The organism is Ralstonia flaminis, from assembly GCF_958415495.1.
Lineage (GTDB): Bacteria > Pseudomonadota > Gammaproteobacteria > Burkholderiales > Burkholderiaceae > Ralstonia > Ralstonia flaminis.
This window is the reverse complement of record NZ_CATZLL010000023.1, coordinates 16,846-33,418: the sequence shown is the minus strand read 5'-3', so window position 1 is coordinate 33,418 and position 16,573 is coordinate 16,846. Positions and strand designations below refer to the sequence as shown.

General features: G+C 64.1%; 16 protein-coding genes. 13 read left to right on the top strand and 3 right to left on the bottom strand.

What is annotated here, in order from left to right; all coding sequences use genetic code 11:
- Positions 1-60: 60 nt before the first annotated feature.
- The 9 genes from R2N11_RS25245 to R2N11_RS25205 all read left to right on the top strand — a co-directional run bounded on the left by R2N11_RS25245 (position 61) and on the right by R2N11_RS25205 (position 11,613).
- Positions 61-1,377 (top strand): MFS transporter, encoded by a 1,317-nt coding sequence (locus R2N11_RS25245; RefSeq protein ID WP_316682821.1) that lies wholly within the window; start codon positions 61-63, stop codon positions 1,375-1,377.
- Positions 1,374-2,591, top strand: a complete 1,218-nt coding sequence (locus R2N11_RS25240; RefSeq protein WP_316682820.1) for a mandelate racemase/muconate lactonizing enzyme family protein — start codon at positions 1,374-1,376, stop codon at positions 2,589-2,591. The genes R2N11_RS25245 and R2N11_RS25240 overlap by 4 nt, the downstream gene beginning before the upstream one ends.
- Before the next feature lie 16 nt (positions 2,592-2,607).
- A complete protein-coding gene (locus R2N11_RS25235) occupies positions 2,608-4,269 on the top strand; it encodes a GMC family oxidoreductase (RefSeq protein ID WP_316682819.1) in 1,662 nt (553 codons plus the stop codon).
- A 167-nt stretch (positions 4,270-4,436) separates the two neighbouring features.
- Positions 4,437-5,588 carry a porin gene (locus R2N11_RS25230; protein WP_199029552.1) on the top strand — a complete coding sequence of 384 codons (1,152 nt, stop codon included), beginning with the start codon at positions 4,437-4,439 and terminating at the stop codon, positions 5,586-5,588.
- Positions 5,589-5,850: 262 nt separating this feature from the next.
- The gene (locus tag R2N11_RS25225) at positions 5,851-6,951 is read left to right on the top strand and encodes a branched-chain amino acid aminotransferase (RefSeq protein ID WP_316682818.1); all 1,101 of its coding nucleotides are present in this window, start codon (positions 5,851-5,853) and stop codon (positions 6,949-6,951) included.
- Between the two features lie 13 nt (positions 6,952-6,964).
- Positions 6,965-7,768 (top strand): alpha/beta fold hydrolase, encoded by an 804-nt coding sequence (locus tag R2N11_RS25220; RefSeq protein WP_316682836.1) that lies wholly within the window; start codon positions 6,965-6,967, stop codon positions 7,766-7,768.
- 28 nt (positions 7,769-7,796) lie between these two features.
- Complete coding sequence (locus R2N11_RS25215) at positions 7,797-8,690, top strand: LysR family transcriptional regulator (protein ID WP_316682817.1); 894 nt, start codon at positions 7,797-7,799, stop codon at positions 8,688-8,690.
- Between the two features lie 174 nt (positions 8,691-8,864).
- Positions 8,865-10,157, top strand: a complete 1,293-nt coding sequence (locus R2N11_RS25210) for a glycerate kinase type-2 family protein (RefSeq protein WP_316682816.1) — start codon at positions 8,865-8,867, stop codon at positions 10,155-10,157.
- A 292-nt stretch (positions 10,158-10,449) separates the two neighbouring features.
- The gene (locus R2N11_RS25205; RefSeq protein WP_316682815.1) at positions 10,450-11,613 is read left to right on the top strand and encodes an alkane 1-monooxygenase; all 1,164 of its coding nucleotides are present in this window, start codon (positions 10,450-10,452) and stop codon (positions 11,611-11,613) included.
- 19 nt (positions 11,614-11,632) lie between these two features.
- Here R2N11_RS25205 and R2N11_RS25200 read toward each other — a convergent pair whose 3' ends face one another.
- On the bottom strand, positions 11,633-11,896 hold the full coding sequence (locus R2N11_RS25200) for a cupin domain-containing protein (protein ID WP_316682814.1): 264 nt from the start codon (positions 11,894-11,896) through the stop codon (positions 11,633-11,635).
- Positions 11,897-12,137: 241 nt separating this feature from the next.
- Here R2N11_RS25200 and R2N11_RS25195 point away from each other — a divergent pair, with 241 nt between their 5' ends.
- The 4 genes from R2N11_RS25195 (at position 12,138) to R2N11_RS25180 (ending at position 15,522) form a co-directional block, all read left to right on the top strand.
- Positions 12,138-13,016: an AraC family transcriptional regulator gene (locus R2N11_RS25195; protein ID WP_430715478.1), complete on the top strand. Its 879-nt coding sequence runs from the start codon at positions 12,138-12,140 to the stop codon at positions 13,014-13,016.
- A gap of 105 nt (positions 13,017-13,121) precedes the next feature.
- Entirely contained in the window at positions 13,122-14,012 is an 891-nt protein-coding gene (locus R2N11_RS25190) for an NmrA family NAD(P)-binding protein (protein ID WP_316682812.1), read from the top strand.
- 122 nt (positions 14,013-14,134) lie between these two features.
- On the top strand, positions 14,135-14,920 hold the full coding sequence (locus R2N11_RS25185) for a hypothetical protein (RefSeq protein ID WP_316682811.1): 786 nt from the start codon (positions 14,135-14,137) through the stop codon (positions 14,918-14,920).
- A 74-nt stretch (positions 14,921-14,994) separates the two neighbouring features.
- The gene (locus tag R2N11_RS25180) at positions 14,995-15,522 is read left to right on the top strand and encodes a BON domain-containing protein (protein WP_199029572.1); all 528 of its coding nucleotides are present in this window, start codon (positions 14,995-14,997) and stop codon (positions 15,520-15,522) included.
- Positions 15,523-15,525: 3 nt separating this feature from the next.
- On the opposite strand, the gene R2N11_RS25175 is transcribed toward R2N11_RS25180, so the two are convergent.
- Positions 15,526-16,005, bottom strand: a complete 480-nt coding sequence (locus tag R2N11_RS25175) for a YbhB/YbcL family Raf kinase inhibitor-like protein (protein ID WP_316682810.1) — start codon at positions 16,003-16,005, stop codon at positions 15,526-15,528.
- Between the two features lie 171 nt (positions 16,006-16,176).
- Positions 16,177-16,539 (bottom strand): DUF1304 domain-containing protein, encoded by a 363-nt coding sequence (locus R2N11_RS25170; protein WP_064809001.1) that lies wholly within the window; start codon positions 16,537-16,539, stop codon positions 16,177-16,179.
- Positions 16,540-16,573 lie beyond the last annotated feature (34 nt).

Sequence of the window (16,573 nt, the reverse complement as noted above, 5' to 3'; positions counted from 1 at the left end):
AATCACGACAAAACAAGATCTGCAGACCTCCACATCGGAAGTCTGATGGAGGACGACACCATGCCGACTCAATCGTCGACAACCGCCCCATCGCTGGGGGCCTCAACTGATACACGCACATCAAGCAGTTCACGCACGCAGCGCTATCTGCAACTGCTGCTGCTGGTGATTGCCGCAGGCGCGATCTATCCGATGTTGTATCTCCGGCAGGTGTACCAGCCGACGATGCTCGCGTTCTTCCACATCGACGACGCGCAACTCGGTTATCTGTATTCCGCGCTCGGTACCATCTTCTTCATCAGCTACCTGCCCAGCGGCTGGCTGGCCGACCGCATGTCGCCGCGCTGGCTGATCTGCTTTTCGTTGCTTGCCACCGGCGCGCTCGGGTTGCTCTACGCAACGGGCCCGTCGTTCGACACGCTGATGATCATCTTCTGCGGCTGGGGCCTGACGACCGGGCTCACCTTCTGGGCTGCCGTGATGAAGCGCGTGAACCTCATCGCCAGCCAGGACGAGCAGGGTCGCTTCTTCGGCCTGCTGGATGGCGGCCGCGGCCTGATCGAAGCGTTGCTGGCGACCATCGCCATCTCGCTGTTCGCCTACGTTACGCAAACACGCAACGGCACCGAAGCCGAAGGCTTCCGGCTGGTCGTGCACCTGTACGCGTTCTTCTGTATCGCGCTGGGCGTGTTGCTCGCGCTGGTGAAGGAGCCTGTGCGCGCAGGCCAGGTGAAGGCGGCCAAGCACCGCGAAGGCAGCGTGCTGACTGACCTGAAAACACTTGCGGCGATTCCCGAGCTGTGGCTCGTTGCCGCCATCGTGTTCTGCGGCTATCAGGTGTTCTGGGCCACCTACAGTTTCTCGGCGTATCTGCACGAAGGCAACTTCGGGTTGAGTGCGACAGCGGCCGGCTTCATCACCACGCTCAAGCTGTGGATGCGCCCGATCGGTGGCATCGGTGGTGGCTTCCTGGGTGACCGTCTCTCGAAGGTCTCCGTGCTGTTCTGGGCACTGGTGTTCGCGGCGCTTTCGCTCGTCGGGTTGATCCTCGCGCCGCCGCACAGCCCACAGGCGATGCTCGTCGTGCTGGTGCTGTTCATCGGCATCCTGACTTATGCGATCCGTGGCCTGTATTGGTCGCTGCTGGACGACTGCAAGGTGCCCACGCACTGCGCGGGGCTTGCGATCGGCCTGATCTCGGTGCTCGGCTATTCGCCGGACATCTTCCTGCCGCTCATCAACGGCTACGTGACGCAGCACCACCCTGGTGCATCCGGCTACCAACTCTACTTTGGCTACATCACGGCCATCGCGCTCTGTGGCGCAGGCGCCGCCGCGTTCCTCAAATACCGCCTCAACCGCAAGGAGTCCGTATGAAGATCGTTTCGCTTGAAACCCACATCGTTGCTGTGCCGCCGCCGCATGTCGGCGGGATGTATTGGATCTTCGTCAAACTGAAGACCGATGACGGTATCGAAGGCGTTGGTGAAATCTATTCGGCGACGTTCGGCCCGAAGGCGATGGTGCCGATCATTGAAGACGTGTTCGAGCGTCATCTGCTCAACCACGACCCGCACCACGTCGAGCGCCTGTTCCGCCAGTGCTATTCGAGCGGCTTCACGCAGCGCCCGGATCTGACGATGATGGGTGTCGTCAGTGGTCTGGAAATGGCCTGCTGGGACATTGTCGGCAAGGCGGCCAACAAGCCGGTGTATGAACTGCTCGGCGGCAAGATTCACGATCGCCTGCGTTCGTACACGTACCTGTACCCGAAGAACGCGCAAGGCGAATACGACTACGACGATCCGGACCTCGCTGCAGAGTGCGCGGCCGAGAACGTGAAGCTTGGCTTCACGGCAGTCAAGTTCGATCCGGCTGGCCCGTACACGGCGTACTCAGGTCACCAACTGTCGATGGAAGTGCTCGACCGCTGCGAGCTGTTCTGCCGCCGCGTACGTGAGGCGGTTGGCAGCAAGGCTGATCTGCTGTTCGGCACGCACGGCCAGATGGTGCCGTCGTCGGCTATCCGCCTGGCCAAGCGCCTGGAGAAGTACGACCCGCTGTGGTTTGAAGAGCCGGTGCCGCCGGGCCAGGAAGAGGCCATGGCCACCATCGCCCAGCACACATCGATTCCTATTGCCACCGGCGAGCGCCTGACCACCAAGTACGAGTTCCACAAGCTGCTGCAAGCGGGCGCTGCCTCCATCATTCAATTGAACGTGGCGCGTGTTGGCGGCCTACTGGAAGCCAAGAAGATCGCCACGCTGGCCGAGGTGCACTACGCGCAGATCGCACCGCACCTATATAACGGCCCGGTGGGCGCCGCCGCGAGTATCCAGCTTGCGGCCTGCACGCCCAACTTCCTGATCCAGGAAAGCATCATGACGTGGGGCGGCTTCCACGCCGAAGTCGTCAAGACGCCGATCCGCTGGGAAGACGGCTACATCATCCCGTCGAGCGAGCCGGGCCTGGGCATCGAACTGAACATGGACGTTGTGCGTGCGAACACACCGTACACGGGCCAGCGGCTGCACCTGCAGATGGGCGAGAAGCCCGTCGACGTGAAGGACTTGGCGCCTGCCAAGGGCTGACTGGATGGGGCGCAACATGACTTACGACTACATCATCGTCGGCGCGGGTTCAGCAGGCTGCATTCTGGCAAACCGTCTGAGTGAATCGGGCAAGCACTCGGTGCTGCTGCTTGAAGCAGGCGAGCGCGACAGCTCCTTCTGGTTCAAGGTGCCCGTTGGTTTTACCAAGACGTACTACAACCGCCGCTATAACTGGATGTACTACAGCGAGCCCGAAGCGCAGCTTGCCAACCGCCAACTGTATTGCCCGCGCGGCAAGGTCGTGGGCGGCTCGGGTTCGATCAACGCCATGGTCTACGTGCGCGGCCAGCGCAGCGACTATGACGATTGGGCCGCCGCCGGCAATCCAGGCTGGGGGTACGACGACGTGCTGCCGTACTTCCGCAAGCTGGAGACGCACGCGGCCGCGGCAACCGACCCGCAGCATCACGGAGCCACGGGGCCGATCCATATCACGTCGATGAAGAACGACGTGCACCCGATCGTGCACGAGTTCCTGAAGGGTTGCGAGCAGTTGAAGCTGCCGCGCACCAATGATTTCAACGGCGCGAATTTTGAAGGCGCGGGCATCTACGATCTGAACACGAAGAACGGCGAGCGTTGCTCCAGCAGCTTTGCCTATCTGCGCCCGGCGGAAAGCCGGCCGAACCTGACGGTCCGCTCCAGCACCCTGGTGCGTCGCGTGCAGTTTGAGGGCAAGCGCGCTGTTGGCGTAGTGGTGGCTGGCCAACATGGCGATGAGACGATCGCCGCGACGTGCGAAGTGATCATGGCAGCCGGCGCGGTGGATACGCCCAAGCTGTTGCAACTCTCGGGCGTGGGCGATCCTACGCTGCTGGGCCGCCATGGCGTGCCGCTCGTGCACGCGCTGCCTGCTGTGGGCCGCAACCTGCAGGACCACCTATGCGTGAGCTTCTACTTCAAGGCCAATCGGCCAACGCTCAATGACGAGATGGGCACGCTCTTCGGCAAGATGAAGATCGGCCTGCGCTACCTGCTGAGCAAGCGTGGTCCGCTCGCCATGAGTGTGAACCAGGCGGGCGGTTTCTTCCGCGGTTCACCGGATGTGCTGGAGCCGAACATCCAGCTCTACTTCAACCCGCTGTCGTACCGGATTCCGAAGAGCGAGCACGCGAACATCGAGCCGGAGCCATATTCGGGCTTCCTGATCGCGTTCAACCCGTGTCGGCCGACGAGCCGCGGCACGATCGAGATTGTGTCGAATCGCGCGGAAGACGCGGCGAAGATCCACATCAACGCGCTGACGACGCAAAAGGATCTGGAAGAAGCTGTGCAGGGCAGCAAGGTGATCCGCTCGCTGATGCGTGCACCTGCGTTGAAGGCGATGACTGCCGAGGAGATCTCGCCGGGGCCGCAGGTCACGTCTGACGAGGCGCTGCTGCAGTACTTCCGCGAGCAGTCGGGTTCGATCTATCACCTGTGCGGATCGTGTGCCATGGGCCCGGATGCCGCCACGTCGGTCGTCGACGCCTCGCTGCGCGTGCACGGGCTGCAAGGCTTGCGGATCGTCGATGCCTCGATCTTCCCGAACATCACTGCCGGCAACATCAACGCGCCGACGATGATGGTGGCCGAGAAGGGCGCAGGCCTGATTCTGCGCGATGCACAACGCACGGCAACCGCGCCGGCTGAGGCGCGCGAAGCAGCGGTGGTGTAGCTACACGCTGTGTCGCCGTATGGCCGTGCGGCACGCAGGTGTGCCCCACGGCAGTCAACCCCGAGGCGGCGCTGTTGCCGCCGCCTATCCCTAAAAGAAAGGCAGATCGGCGATCCCTGTGCCGCTTGGCACCGGAACAGCATTTGCCAATGTCGTTGGAGACCACAATGAAGAAGCATCTCATCACCCTGGCCGCTTCCGCTTGCTGCGCGAGCCCCGTTTTCGCGCAAAGCAGTGTCACGCTGTACGGCATCCTGGACGAAGGCATCAACTACACGAACAACACGGGGGGCAACCACCTCTTCGAGTTGGCCAGCGGTTACGCCTACGGCAGCCGTTGGGGCATCAAAGGCAGCGAGGATCTGGGCGGTGGCAACAAGGCCATCTTCCAACTGGAAAACGGCTTCAATATCAGCAACGGTGCCGCGGCACAAGGCGGGCGGATGTTTGGCCGCCAGGCCTACGTGGGCGTGAGCGGCAACGAGTGGGGGACGGTCACGCTGGGCCGTCAGTACGACTCGGTGGTCAACTACGTGGCGCCGCTCACAACAAACGGTAACTGGAGCGGCTGGCTGCTGGCGCACCCGTATGACAACGACAACACCGACAACTCGTTTCGCCTGAGCCAGTCGATCAAGTACGCCAGCCCGGATTTCAACGGCTTCCAGTTTGGCGGCGCGTATGCCTTCAGCAACAGCACCAACTTTGTGGCCAACCGTGCCTATAGCGTGGGCGCGAAGTACAACAACGGTGGCCTTGCCCTGGGCGCCGCATACATGCAGGTTGACCAGCCCGGCATGACCGACGTCGGTGCACTCGCCACCAATGATGCGAGCTTCATGGCACAGCGCATGCGCGTGTTTGGCGCGGGCGTGAACTACACACTGGGGCCCACCACCGTGGGGTTCGTCTACACGAACTCGAACTACCAAAACCCCACCGGCAACGGCTATCTCGGCACGCCCGGTGACATCATCGCCCCGGGTGCAACGCTGGGCGCGATCAAGTATCAGAACTTCGAGGTGAACGCCAAGTACCAGTTCACGCCAGCGTTCTTCGTGGGTGGTCAGTACGTGTTGACGCTGGGCAAGTACGACGCCTCGACCGCCAGCCCGCAACAGAAGATCCATTCGGTCGGCTTGATGGCCGATTACAACTTCTCCAAGCGAACAGACATCTACCTGCAGACCGTGTACCAGCACGTGGCAGGCGGCAAGACGGGGTCGGTGCTTGACCAGGCGTACATCGTGGGCACGGCGGGGCCCTCGTCCACCACAAGCCAGACGGTCGTGCGCGTCGCGCTGCGCCACCTGTTCTAATGCGCCGCAACAACGGCGCTGACCAACTGCTGGTCAGCTAAGGCCCGAAAAGGCCGCTCCGATTGACGTCGGGGCGGCCTTTTTTTTGGATTCCGGCCTCGCTCTGCCCCGGGTCCCCGCTCTGGTTAGTGACCACAACGGGGCGGGTACGCCGCCGGCCATGGAAACAAGGGTTGCCGAAATACGCAACCCAATTGCACCGCCGATGGCGCAAAATAGCGGTTTGGGCGTTTTTGCGCCCCTCGCACCCCATGGAGACGGTATGAACAACGTTGTCGAATCGACCCTTTCGATCGAAAAGAACCCGAACCCTGTTCCGGCGGATGAGCGCGCGCGCCGCCTTGAAAACCCGGCCTTCGGCCGCGTGTTCACCGACCACATGGCCACCATCCGTTACACCGAGGGCAAAGGCTGGCACGACGCGAAGGTCGGCCCGCGCGGTGTTATCCCGTCCGATCCGGCCATGCAGGTGTTTCACTACGCGCAGGAAATTTTCGAGGGCATGAAGGCGTATCGGCTGCCGGACGGCGGTGGTGCGCTGTTCCGCCCCGACGCCAATGCGCGCCGCTTCCAGAACTCCGCCAAGCGTCTAGCGATGCCATCGTTGCCTGAGGATCTGTTTCTGGCGTCTGTGCGTGAACTGGTGCGACTGGATCGCGAGTGGATTCCGTCGGGCGAGGGCTCGGCGCTGTATCTGCGGCCGTTCATGATGGCGACCGAGGTCGCCCTGGGCGTGAAGCCCGCAGCGGAGTATCTCTATTGCGTGATTGCCTGCCCGGTGGGCGCGTACTTCAAGGGCGGCGCATCGGCGGCGGTCACGATCTGGGTGTCCGACAGCTACACGCGCGCCGCGCCCGGCGGTACGGGCGAAGCCAAGTGCGGCGGCAACTACGCCGCCAGCCTGGTCGCCCAGGCTGAAGCCACGCGCGAGGGCTGCGACCAGGTGGTCTTCCTCGATGCGGTGGAGCGCCGTTGGATTGAAGAACTCGGCGGCATGAACGTGTTCTTCGTCTTTGAAGACGGCTCGCTGCAGACGCCGCCGCTCACGGGCACGATTCTGCCGGGCATCACCCGCGATTCGCTGATCACCCTGGCACGCGACATGGGCCTGACCGTGCGTGAAGAGCCGTATTCCATCGACCAATGGCAGGCTGACGCCCGGAGCGGCCGTCTGCGTGAGGCCTTTGCGTGCGGTACCGCCGCCGTGGTTACGCCCATCGGCAAGGTCAAGGGCCACAAGCACAACTTCACCATCGGTAATGGTGGTGCGGGCGAGTTGACCACCAAGCTGAAGGCCGCGCTGGTCGACCTGCAGAACGGCCGCGCACCGGATCCGCATGGCTGGCTCGATCGCGTGTTCTGAAGCTGACGCGAATATGACGGAGTCGCTCTCCCTGGACGCTGCCGAGACATGGATCACCACCGTCAACGGCCGTCTCTATGCCAAGCGTTGGGGTGGCACGGCGGATGGCGCCGTGTTGCCGCCCATCGTGCTGCTGCATGACTCGCTCGGCTGCGTTGAGCTATGGCGCGATTTTCCGCAGCGCTTGGCGCAGGCGACCGGGCGTGCGGTGATTGCCTACGATCGCCTAGGTTTCGGCCAGTCGGATCCGCACCGGGGCCCGATCGGTGCGGATTTCATCCGCCAGGAAGCGCATACCGGCTTTTCTGCCCTGATCGACCAGCTTGGCGTGGAGCGTTTCATTGCCTTTGGCCACAGTGTGGGTGGCGGCATGGCGGTGTCGATTGCTGCCGCGTATCCGGACCGTTGCGTTGGGCTGATTACCGAGTCTGCGCAAGCATTTGTCGAAGCGCAGACGCGCGAGGGCATCCGCACGGCCCAGGCCCAGTTTGCCGAGCCCGGCCAGATGTCACGCCTGGAGCGGTATCACGGTGACAAGGCACATTGGGTCTTGGATGCCTGGGTCAGCACGTGGTTGTCACCCGCGTTTGCCGACTGGTGCCTGGATGAAGAACTGCTGGGTGTCCGCTGCCCGGTGCTCGCCATGCACGGCACGGAAGACGAGTATGGCTCGACCGCGCAGCCCGAGCGCATCGTGACCTTGGCCGGCGCGCCGGCTCGGCTGGCGTTGCTGCAGCGCTGCGGTCACGTGCCGCATCGGGAGCAGGAAGCCACGGTGCTGGATGCGGTGAGGGCGTTTGTGACGGCGTCACACTGATCCACGATCGGCCATTTGACGCTGCCCCATGGAACTCTATCAACTCAAGGCCGTACTCGCTGTTGCACGCACGGGCCAGCTCGCACGGGCTGCGGAGCAGCTGCATCTGACGCAGTCCGCCATCTCCAAGCAGATCAAGGGGCTGGAGGATGAGCTGGGCGTGCTGCTGTTCGACCGCACGCCCACCGGCATGCCCGTCACCGCAGCGGGCCGGCGCTTGCTGCCGATTGCCGGGCGCGTGGTGGACGCCACACAGGAGATGGCCGCACTGGCATCGTCGCTGCGCGGCAATGTGTCCGGTGTGTTGCGCCTGGGCACGATCATCGATCCGGAGTCGATCCGCCTGGGGCCGCTGCTGGCGGCGCTGCTGCAGTTCTATCCGCACATCGACGTGACGCTGGCGCATGGCATTTCCGGCAGCGTGCTGCAGATGCTGCGTGATGGCCAGATCGATGCCGGTTTTTACCTGGGCACCTTGCACGATCCGGAGATCACCGTGCACCCGCTTGCCGTGGAGCACTACGTGGTGGTGGCGCCCGCCGCGTGGGAGGCCAAGCTGCGCGGAGCCAGCCTGCAGGAGCTTGCCGCCATGCCGTGGCTGGCGACGCCCGCCGGCAGCTCGCAGCACGGCATGGTCGCGCAGATGTTTGCTGAACGCGGCCTGTCGCACAACACCGTCGTCGAGGCCGATCAGGAGGCGTCGATGATTGAACTGGTGCAGTCCGGTGTGGCCCTGGGGATCATGCGCGAGCGCCTGGCCGCCGGCATGGTGCAGAGCGGCCAGGCCGTCATTTGGGATGGCGCCCGTCTGCCATGCCCGCTGTGCCTGCTGCATCGTCGTGCCAGTGCGGACAACCCCATGGTGCAGGCCCTGCTGGCAACCTTGCCGATGATCTGGCAACCCGAAGCGGACGTCGCCTGAATCGGGCATTCCATCCTAGGGTTTGTCCGGACAGGAATCCTGACCGTCAGCCGCAAGGCGTTGCTCCATCAGGGTTTCCTGCGCGTTCAGGCGGTCTTGAAGATTCTCCAATAGGCGACTTGCGCGCCGCTCCGTAGACTGCCTCCAACCTGTTCAACCCGTTCGAGGCGTCTCATGCAACCCACGTCCCCCGCCAACCAACCCGCGCTGCTGCGTGCCATGTTCGATGCCGCTGTGGCCAGCGCCCAGCCGTCGCTCTGTCTGGCGCAGCATCTGCCGCCGGCGCCCAAGGGCCGGACCATCGTCATCGGTGCGGGCAAGGCATCGGCAGCCATGGCCCAGGCGCTTGAAGCGCATTGGCCTGGGCCGCTCGAAGGGTTGGTCGTCACACGCTACGGCTATGCCGTGCCGTGCGAGCGTATCGAGATTGTCGAAGCCGCACACCCGGTGCCTGACGCGGCGGGCTTGGAGGCCACGGCGCGCGTGCGTCAACTGGTGTCGGGGCTGACCGAAGACGACCTCGTTATCGCATTGATTTCCGGCGGCGGTTCGGCGCTGCTGGTGGCGCCGGGCGAGGGCATCAGCCTGGCCGACAAGCAGGCCGTGAACGCAGCGCTGCTCAAGAGCGGCGCCAACATTGCCGAGATGAATTGCGTGCGGCGCCACCTGTCGCAGGTCAAGGGCGGGCGGCTGGCGGCGGCCTGCCATCCGGCGCGTGTGGTGACGCTGCTGATTTCCGACGTGCCGGGTGACAACCCGGTCGACATTGCTTCCGGCCCCACGGTGGCCGATCCGACCACGCGTGCAGACGCTCTGGCGATCATCGAGCGCTATCGGATTGTTGTGCCCAACAACGTGCGCGCATTCCTCGCCAAGGAGGAAGCAGAAAGCATCAAGCCGGGCGACGTACGCCTGCAGAACATCACCACACGCATCATCACGGCACCGCAGATTGCACTGGAGGCTGCAGCAAAGGTGGCGGAGGCGGCGGGCTACACACCGTACATTCTCGGCGACAGCCTGGAAGGTGAGGCACGCGACCTGGGCCTGGCGATGGCCGGTATCGCGCGTCAGGTGGTACAGCGCGGCCAGCCGTTCAAGACGCCGTGTGTGCTGCTGTCGGGTGGCGAGACGACTGTCACCGTCACGGGCAGCGGCCGCGGCGGGCGCAACGTGGAGTTCCTGCTCTCGCTGGCCGTGGCGCTGGACGGGCTGCCCGGCGTGCACGCCATTGCCGGTGATACCGACGGCGTGGACGGCGCCGAAGAGATTGCCGGTGCCATCATCTCGCCCGACACGCTTGCCCGTGCGTGGGCAGCCGGCATTCAACCGCGCAAGAGCCTCGACAACAACGACGGCCATGGCTTCTTTCAGGCACTTGGCGACTCCGTCATCACCGGCCCGACGCTGACCAACGTCAACGACTTCCGCGCCATCGTCATCGATACGCCGACCGGCGCGGCGTAAGGCGAACGTGCTGCCTGATGTGCTAGTTGCGGCGCTTGTCAGGCAGCGTGCGTGTTTGCATCGCACCAAAATCGAACGATCGTTAGTAAAACGCCGGTTTCAATCACCAGCGCTTTTCCCGCCCGTGCGCGCCATGCCACGGGTGTTCTTGTTTGGAAGTGCCCGCCTAAATCGAGGCGTTGGCACCCCCCTCCTGCTGGTCCTATAAAACAGGCGTTGGGCAGGACCCGACGGCGCACGCGTGTGCGTACACAAGCCAACCGAATCAAGCGGGGCAAACAGGAGGAAGACAATGGCTACACCCGGCATCGTCGCGTCCATTGAGTGGACCGACAGCAAGCGGTATCTCTGGATGCTCGGCGCGCTGACGATCACGCTGCCGATGATTGCCGCCGCCCTGGCGCTGTCGACCGGGTGGCATCCGCTATGGTGGGCCGGGCCTGTCATCGTGTTTACGATCATTCCGCTACTTGATTACCTGATTGGCGACGACCGGGACAACCCGCCCGAAGAGGTCGTCCCCGAGTTGGAGAAGCAGCGCTACTACCGCCGCATCGTCTATCTGGCGACCACTGTGCTCTATGTGAGCTTTGCCATGGCGATGTGGGTGCTGCACACCTATCAGCTCACCTGGTACGACTACATTGCATTCGCGTTCTCACTGGGCGTGGTGACGGGCATCTCAATCAACACCGCGCACGAACTCGGCCACAAGACCAACGGTTTTGAGCGCTGGCTAGCCAAGATCACGCTCGCGCCGGTGGCGTACGGACATTTCTTTGTCGAGCACAACCGCGGCCACCACGTGCGTGTGGCCACACCGGCCGATCCGGCGAGTGCCCGCTTTGGTGAGTCGTTCTGGGAGTTCCTGCCGCGCACCGTGGTGGGCAGCGTCAAATCGGCATGGGCGCTGGAGAAGCAGCGCCTGGAGCGCAACGGGCACTCGGTGTGGTCGTGGCGCAATGACGTGCTCAATGCCTGGGCGATGACGGTGGTGCTGTGGGCTGCGTGCATCGCCTTTGTCGGCATCAAGGTCGTACCGTTCCTGTTGATCCAGGCGGTGTACGGCGCGTCGCTGCTGGAGGTGGTGAACTATCTGGAGCACTACGGCCTGTGCCGCAAGCAATTGCCCAGCGGCCGCTACGAACGTTGCACGCCGCAGCATTCGTGGAACAGCAATCACGTGGTGACGAACCTGTTCCTGTATCAACTGCAGCGTCATGCCGATCATCACGCCAACCCGACGCGTTCGTTTCAGGCGCTGCGTCACTTCGAGCATTCACCGCAATTGCCTGCCGGCTATGCCGCGATGGTGCTGCTGGCCTATGTGCCGCCGTTGTGGTTTCGCGTGATGAACCCGCGCGTGATTGCGCACTACCAGGGGGACATGTCGCAGGCGAACATCAAGCCGTCGATTCGCGAACGGGTGGTGGCGCAGTATCCGGCGCGCGCCTGATGCGGCGGCTGCAGATGCGCTAACGTCTGCCGACCAGGTACTGCACGCCTTGCGGGCCGTAGCGCTCGGCGTGCGGTGCGTTGGCACCCAGGTGAAAGATGTCGCCGGGCTGGAAGATGCGCTCGTCGTTACCGACGCGGATGGTGATTTCCCCCGCCAGAATGAGCGCCTTTGCCTCGAACGGGTGCGTGTGCTCCTCCAGCTCGCCTGCCTCGCGTGTGACGAGGACGAACTCGGTAAAGCCCTCGGCGGTGAGCGCGTTTTCAAACGCATCGCGGTTCATGGCGGATCTCCTTGATGGCCGCTGGAGCCTTCACCTTAGGCTTTGTACGCGGGAAGACAAAGACGGCCCGCTGGCCGCCGTTGGTCAAATCGGCTGGGACGGCCGAATGCAACGGCGGCAAGTATCCGGCTATCGACGGGCATCATCAAATTGATCCTTCTTATGGCGGCAATAGAGCGCAGAATGTCGGGCGACTACCGTACCGTCTGCCCACGCTATGCCCGCTGCCTTGCCTGCCTCCATGCCAGAACCTGCACCCGTCAGCCTGCGATCCAGTGAAGGCCTCGGCTGGCAGGGCTTTGCCGCCACGCTGCTCGGTATCCGCCCGGGAACGTACCGCGTGCCGGCCATGGAGGCGCACCGCGTCAATGTGCATGTCGGTGCGCCTGTTCGGGCGAACTGCGTGTGTGACGGCCGCCGCTATTCCCGCATCCAGGCGCATGGCGATGCGGACGTCATCCCCGCCGGGTTGCCCGGCATGTGGACGGACGACGCCGACTGCCGCATCCTCCGGATCGCCATCAGTGACGCGTTCGTACGCAGCATCGGCGAGCAGGTTGGGGTGCCGGCGGCGCAGATCGCGCCGCATCTGCAATGGCGCGATGCGCGCGTGCACCATCTGGCTGCGGCGCTCGGTGCTGAGTTGGAAGCGGAAGACACCTCCGACGCGCTGTATGCGGAAAGCCTGTGCACCGCGCTGGTAGTGCGCTTGCTGAACAGCAGCAGGGACGTTGCCGTTAGTGCGGCCGCCAGCGCGCGCGCATTGGCGCCCCGTGTGGCCGCACGCGTGATCGACTACATCGAGGCCAATCTGCATCAGCGGCTGACGCTGGCAGAGCTGGCGGCACTGACGGGCTTGAGCACGCCGCATTTCAAGGTGCTGTTTCGCGCAACACTGGGTGTGCCGGTGCATCGTTACGTTGTGCAGCGCCGGGTGGAGCGCGCAAAGGTGCTGCTGCTGGAAGGCCGGCGCAGCGCTTCGCAGATCGCGCTGGAAGTTGGCTTTGCACATCAGAGCCACATGACGCAGTGGATGCAGCGGCTGCTTGGCGTGGCACCGCGTGAAATCATCCGGGCAGGCCGGGCAGCGGCGGCCGTTGCCGACACGCTCGCCGCATAGCCGGCACAACCCGATCCTCCATCCCTGCCAGATTCCTCCGTTTCTGCAAGTTCGTCTGGCGGGGCCAGCCTAAGCTCGCGTTTCTCATCTGAAAGGAGCGCGAACATGTACGTCATCTTTGGGGCATCGGGCAAGGTCGGGCGCGCCACCGCCACCGCGTTGCGCAACGCGGGTCGCCCCGTGCGTGCGGTGGTGCGCCAGGCCAAGCAGGGCGAGGCACTGGCCAGGATCGGCTGCGAAATCGTCTCCGCCGATCTGACCGCCCCCACCACGGTTGCGTCTGCCATCAAGGGCGCCACGGCGGTGCAGATCCTGTGTCCGGTGCCGGTGGGCGATTCGGATCCGGCGGCGACCATGCAACGCATGATCGATGTTGCCGCCGATGCGCTGCGCGCCAACCCGCCACCGGCCGTGCTGGCGTTATCGGACTACGGTGCGGAGCTTGACCAGGGCACCGGCCTGACACGCCTGTTCCATCTGCTGGAAGAGCGGCTCAAGCCGCTGCCTACGCACCTGACGCTGTTGCGCTCGGCGGAGCACGCACAGAACTGGGCGGCGATGTTGCCCGTGATGTTGGCGACAGGGCGGCTGCCGAGTCTGCACAGTCCGTTGGACCGAGCCTTTGCGACCGTCTCCACGCAGGACGTGGGCGCACTGGCCGCCGAGCTGCTGCTGGCGTCATCACCGGCCAAGTCGCCACGCATCGTCAGCGTGGAGGGCCCGCGCCGCGTGAGCCTGATCGACGTTGCGCGCGCCTTCAGCACCGTTGTCGGCCGTGAGGTCACTGCTGACGCCGTGCCGCGCGAGGCCTGGGCGCCGATGCTGCAACGGGCCGGCTTGAGCGAGAACCACGTGCAACTGCTCACCGAGTTGTACGACGCCGTCAACGCGGGGCAGATCGATGTCGAGAAGGGCGTATCCGAGCAGCGCTTTGGCAAGACCGAGCTGACGGAAGCGTTCACTGCGATGCTGGTCGCACACGTGAAATCGAGATGACCCGATGGCGCGGCAGCCCGCAAATGCGAATGCCTCTTATGCGGATTTCTGTCTGCGCCTTCCGGTTATTCCGCGCAGCGCGCGTTGCGCCACTATGATCTCGGAAATTCCCTGGGGTCATCATGCTGTTTGGACGTGTCACACGCGCTGTTTTGATGGTGGTCGTGCTCGGCGGTGCAGCGCTGCCCGCGCGCGCGGTCCTGCCCGACGAGATCCAGGTCTACACCGGCGACATCAACGCCCCCGGACAGTTCGGCCTGGAACTGCATCTGAACACCACGCCCAGCGGCATCAGCGAGCCCAGCTATCCGGGTGAGGTGACGACACCGCACGGGTGGCGTGCCACGGCGGAATTCTCTTACGGGCTGACGCCGTCGCTGGAGCTTGGGCTGTACGTGCCCACCACGCTGACGCGCGAAAACACGACCTATGTGACGGGCCCCAAGGTGCGGTTGAAGTGGATGCCGATCCGCCCCGAGGATGATGTGGGCCAGTTCGCCGGTATCAACATGGAACTGGCTCACGTTGCCGGGCGCTTCGAGCAATCGCAGAACGCGCTGGAGCTGCGGCCCATCTATGGGTACCAGGATGCGCGCTGGCTGTGGGCCGTCAACCCGGTGCTGGACTGGAACCTGTCCGGCCCGGGCCGCAGTGGCGTGCCAGAGGCCGCGCCAAGCTTCAAGATCGCACGCACCGTAACAACGGGTGTGCGTGCCGGCATGGAGTACTACGCGGGTCTTGGGCCTATCAACCACATCGCGCCGTTGCACGAGCAGCAGCACACGGTGTTTCTGGCATTCGACGTCGACCTCAAGCCCTTCGTCTTCAACTTTGGCATCGGGCGCGGCCTGACACGTGCAACGGACCGCTGGACGTTGAAGTGGATCTTTGAGATCCCGTTCAGTTGAGCCTTGGCCGCGCCGCCCTGCAGCACCTATGCTTGGCAGCAACCGATTGCGCCGGGTCTTCCAGGGAGGCCACCATGACGATCGACATCCGCTGCATAGCACTGGTACTGCTCTTGCTCGGCACGCCGGCCCTCCATGCAGAAGACGACCTGCAGAATCGCGGCCACGATCCGTTCTTCCAGATTTCGTCAGGCGTTGCCAACTGCCCCGAGCCTGCCGGCCCGCGCATCAGCGAGGCCGAATGGAAGCGCGATTCCCACCACCGCATCGAGCACGGCAACCACTGCTGGGTCGAGGGCCGATGCCGGTTGCCCAACGCCTTTGCCTACGACGACGAGATTGCCGAGACGGCGCAGCGGCGCCTGCAGTGGATGGCGATTCACGTGCCCGGATGGAAGCAAAGCACGACGCTGTGGGTGACGGTGTGGCAGCGCTGGATGCTCGTGCAGGGGTGCGTGGCGCCGGGCTATGCGTTCGAGCCGTTCATGACCGCGCTGCGCGACGTGCCGGATGTCGAGCGCTTCATCAACGAGACGACGGCACACCCGGAGCGCGGCGTGCCGTATGCGCTGTTCCACAAGGGCGCGGTTGCCAAGCCCTGATCGTCAGGGCTTGTGCTTCTGATAGGTGCCGACGAGCTCCGCCTCGGCGATGACGTGACCGCGCATGGCACGTTCCAGTGCAGCCTTGTCGGGTGCGCCCATCTCCGGCAGTTCCACGTTCAGCGCATAGAGCTTGTGATAGTAGCGATGGCGCCCGACGGGTGGGCAGGGGCCGCCGTACGCGGTGCGTTGCCAGTCGTTGGTGCCGGCGCGCGTGCCGGGTGGTAGCCCCTTGCGTGCCGCATCTTCGACGATGGCCGTTGCGCTGGGCGGGATGTTGTAGAGCAGCCAGTGCACCCAGGTCATCTTCGGTGCGGCGGGGTCTGGCGCGTCCGGATCGTCGACGATCAGCACCAGGCTGCGTGTGCCCGCCGGCGCGCCGCTCCAGGCCAGTGGTGGCGAGGTGTCCGAGCCTTCGCATGTAAGGTGGCTGGGGATCTCGCTACCGGTGACAAAGGCGGGTGAGGTCAGGGTCAGCGTCATGGCGGTTCTCGCGTTCACTTGAGCAGAGACGGGAAGGCCGCATACGCCTGCTAGCAGCAGCGCCAGGAAGCCTCTGTGGCAGGTTGCGTGCGACATGATTGCAATCCCGTTGATCCCTTCAAGCTAGTGCGCAATGGCGGAGCCGACAAGCTCCGCCGGGTTGGCATCACCCTATGCGAACCACCCCAGCACCAGAGCTGCCACCGCCGGTACCGTCTGCACGTAGAGAATCCGCTTGCTGACCGTGATTGCGCCCCAGATGCCGGCCACCGCCACGCAGATCAACCCGAACAGCGCGAACGATGCGTTGACCACCGGGTCCGGCGCCACCAGCCCGATCACCAGCGCCGCCACAAGGAAGCCGTTGTACAAGCCCTGGTTGGACGCCATCGCCGCGGTTTCTGCCGCCTTCTCCGGTGTAATGCGGAACACCTTCGGGCCGCGTGTCTTCCACAGCACCATCTCCAGCACGACGATGTAGACGTGGATCAGCAGCACCAGCAGATAGACGATCAAGGCAAGGGTTTTGATCATGGTGTTTGTCATGTCAGGAATGAGCGTGCCGCCA